At 69.0% G+C, this 3,242-nt stretch carries 5 protein-coding genes; 1 reads left to right on the plus strand and 4 read right to left on the minus strand.

What is annotated here, in order from left to right; genetic code table 11:
* From GWK61_RS61310 to GWK61_RS53410, 4 genes are all read right to left on the minus strand, one after another.
* Positions 1 to 103: NAD-dependent epimerase/dehydratase family protein (locus GWK61_RS61310; RefSeq protein ID WP_194922057.1), on the minus strand; the 103-nt coding region annotated here is incomplete at its 3' end.
* 151 nt (positions 104 to 254) lie between these two features.
* Positions 255 to 1,043 (minus strand): (R)-mandelonitrile lyase, encoded by a 789-nt coding sequence (locus tag GWK61_RS53400; protein ID WP_194922059.1) that lies wholly within the window; start codon positions 1,041 to 1,043, stop codon positions 255 to 257.
* A 20-nt stretch (positions 1,044 to 1,063) separates the two neighbouring features.
* A complete protein-coding gene (locus tag GWK61_RS53405) occupies positions 1,064 to 1,630 on the minus strand; it encodes a TetR/AcrR family transcriptional regulator (protein ID WP_323748186.1) in 567 nt (188 codons plus the stop codon).
* 82 nt (positions 1,631 to 1,712) lie between these two features.
* Positions 1,713 to 2,603 carry an LLM class F420-dependent oxidoreductase gene (locus GWK61_RS53410; RefSeq protein ID WP_194922063.1) on the minus strand — a complete coding sequence of 297 codons (891 nt, stop codon included), beginning with the start codon at positions 2,601 to 2,603 and terminating at the stop codon, positions 1,713 to 1,715.
* A 230-nt stretch (positions 2,604 to 2,833) separates the two neighbouring features.
* Between GWK61_RS53410 and GWK61_RS53415 the strand changes: the two genes are divergently transcribed.
* Complete coding sequence (locus GWK61_RS53415) at positions 2,834 to 3,166, plus strand: chorismate mutase (protein ID WP_194922065.1); 333 nt, start codon at positions 2,834 to 2,836, stop codon at positions 3,164 to 3,166.
* The last annotated feature ends 76 nt before the right edge of the window (positions 3,167 to 3,242 follow it).

Genomic DNA, 3,242 nt, shown 5'->3' on the forward strand with positions numbered 1-3,242 from the left:
CTTCGTTGTGGACGAGCGCGACCACCTCGTGGCCGTGCTCGCGGAGCTCGGCCAGGACGTGCGAGCCGATGAACCCGGTGGCGCCGGTGAGTGCGACTTTCATGGTCTTCACCCTTCTGCGGGTTGGTGTGGTTTCGACTTGCGTCTTCAAGTGAGACTCTAGGCGCTATGACTTGAAGCGTCAAGTGGAAAGAGTGAAGACCGATGTCGAGATGCACGTCCTTGCGTGATGCGTGATGCCTTGACTTGAACTCTCAATCCTGGTCGGGGAAGACGAGCTCGGCGTTCACGCCGTCGGCGAGCAGGAAGTAGCCGAGGAACGTCACCCCGTCCTGCTGCGCGTCGAAGCGTGCGATCCGCACGCCCTCGGGCTCGTGGAACACGTCCCCCGGCCCGAGGACGACCGCGGGCTCGCCCTCGATCTGGTACACGGCCGAGCCGGTCTCGATGCTGCCGAAGACCGGGCCGTTGTGGACGTGCAGCCCGGCGGCGTATCCCGGCGCGATGGTGATCCGGCGGATCTCGACGCGGTGCGTGGCGAGGGGTTCGGGCAGCTTCTGGTCCATGACGATGACTCGGCTCATCGGCGGCTCTGCTTCGGTGGCGGCCGTGTCGGCCTCGGCCTCGGCGCCCGCGACATCCGTATGTCCGGCCTCGTATTCAGCGTCCGTCACGGCATCGCCGAACTCTGCGGTGCTCCCGTCCTCCGGCAACTCCTCGATCGCCAGATGGGTCATGGCGCCGTCGGGCGTCGCGCCGTGCCAGTGCCATTCGCCCGCCTCGATCCGCACACTGTCGCCGGTGTGGACGGTCTCGACCGCACCGCCGCGGCGCTGCATCAGCGCCGTGCCGTCCGTGACGACGAGGACCTGGCCCAGCGGGTGGTGATGCCAGCGGGTGCGGGCGCCGGGTTCGAAGCGCACGCTGTCGACCTGCGTGCGGGACGGGCCGGTCGGCACGGCGAGTCCGTCGATGAGAGCGCCGCCGGTGATCCACTCGGACGAGGCGGGGATTCCGGTGCGGGGCGCGCGGGAAATCTGCATGATCGGTCTTCCTTCGGTGGTCAGCGGACGGATGGGGCGCCGAGCAGCGCGAGCACGCCCTCGATCGCCTGCTGGAAGGCCTGCGGGTCGTTCGCGGCGCGCGCGAGGACGTACCCGCCCTGGAGGGTGGCGACGATCGCGGCCGCCGTGGTCACCGGATCGAGCGCCGGGTTCAGTTCGCCGTCGGCGACGCCTTCCGCCACCAGGGCGGCCAGGCGCTCGCGCAGCCAGTTCAGCGTCTCGGCTACCGGCGCGACCAGCATCGGCGTGGCCATCACATCCGGGTCCTGGGTCAGCCGGCCGATCGGGCAGCCCTTCATGACCTCGCGCTCGCGACGGAGGTAGGTGGAGATGCGCTCCAGCGGGGTGCCCGGGCCGGACAGCAGGGCACCCACGCTCGCGCGCATCTCTTCGGCGGTGCGGTCGATGGCGACGCGGGCCAGCTCCTCCTTGCCGGAGAAGTGGTGGTACATGCTGCCCTGGCCGGCGTCGGCCAGCTGCTGGATGGTCTTCGGACTGGTCGCGACGTAGCCGCGCTCCCACAGCAGCGTGCGGGTGCTCTCGATGAGCCGCTCTCTCGTACTCACGGAGCCAGTGTACATACCAGTAGGTACAGAAGGTCGACGACTCTGGGCCGGGCCCAGTCCAGAGCGTGTCGAAAGGCGGCGCCTACTCGCCGCGCAGTGCCTCCATGACCGGCACAAAGGCCTCCATCCACGGCTCCAGCACGGTGAGATACGAGATGCCGAAGCGCTCCCGCTGCGCCCGCAGCTGCTCGGCCATCTGCTGCGTGCTGCCGATGAGCAGGATCGGCAGTTCGAGCGCCTGGTCCTCGGTGAGGTGCGGGAGGTGGACCAGGTGCGGCCGGATGGCGGCGCGGCGGTCGTCCGTGGGCATGATCATCTGAATCAGGAGATTGAGTTCGGCCGGCTCGGGGCGCTCCGCGGCGAACTTCCGGTACGCGGCAACGCGTGCTTCCAACTCTTCTGCACCGAGAGCACGGGGACTCCCCATCGGATCGGCCGGATTCGCGGCGGCACCGGTGAACGCGACGATCTCGGCGTGCCGCGCGGCCAGCTCCAGCATCCGGTCCCCGTTGCCGCCGATCAGCAGCGGCGGCCGGGGCGTCTGCAGCGGATGCGGCGCGAAATCCTCGGCGACGGCGAGCCGATCGAGCTCCTCGATCGTGGCCCGCAGATGCGCGACGCGCTCGCCGGGGGTGCCGAACGGCAGATTCGCCCTGTCGTGCTCGGCTCTTATGTAGCCGGTACCGAGTCCGAGTTCGAGGCGGCCGTCGGTGAGCAGATCCGTCGTGGCGACCTCACGGGCCAGCAGCATCGGGTTGAAGAACCCGGCGTTGAGCGTGAACGTCCCCAGTCGCGGCCGCTCAGTGGCCTCCGCCGCGGCGACGAGCGCGGGGAACGGCGCAGGCATGCCGAGGTGGTCGGCCACGGTGATGACATCGAAGCCGAGCGCCTCAGCCCTGCGGCACTTCTCCCGCCATCGATCGCGGGCCGCCGGGGTGATCATGTTGACGCCGAATCGGAAGGGACGAACCATGAGCGACACCTCGTGAGTGTTTCGGGGTGGTTCGGGCGCCGGGAGCGCGGGCGCCCCCGAAGCGGATCATAGCCCTGAGATGCGGACTCGGGCCGTCGGGATTCTCAAGTCCGCCGCGGCGCTTGAGCCCCAGTAATTTAGAGCTCTGATATAGGGGTTACCCGTACCGTCTCGCGATCCGAGACATGGTCACTGAGGTTTCGAGCGCGGGCACCGGTACCCTTGGCTGCATGACGAGCGATTTGTCCACAATGCAAGACACCGAGGCATCGCAGGAGGACGCGCGCGGCCGTCTCCTGGAGCTCCGCGCCAGCATCGACAACCTCGACTCGGCCGTCGTGCACCTGCTCGCGGAGCGTTTCAAGTGCACCCAGCAGGTCGGGCGGCTGAAGGCCAAGTACGGCATGCCGGCGGTCGACCCCGACCGCGAGGCCGTGCAGATCAAGCGGCTGCGGTCGCTGGCCGAGGAGGCGCGCCTGGACCCGGAGTTCGCGGAGAAGTTCCTGAACTTCATCATCGACGAGGTGGTGCGCAACCACCGCAACCACGCCGCGGCGCAGTAGCGCAGTGGCGCGGTAGGCGCGGCGGACCTCGCCGGCGCCGGCCGTCCGCCATCAACGGTGCTCGGTGGACGGCCGC

The sequence above is a fragment of the Catenulispora rubra genome, from assembly GCF_015356825.1.
In the GTDB taxonomy this organism is placed as follows: Bacteria; Actinomycetota; Actinomycetes; order Streptomycetales; family Catenulisporaceae; genus Catenulispora; species Catenulispora rubra.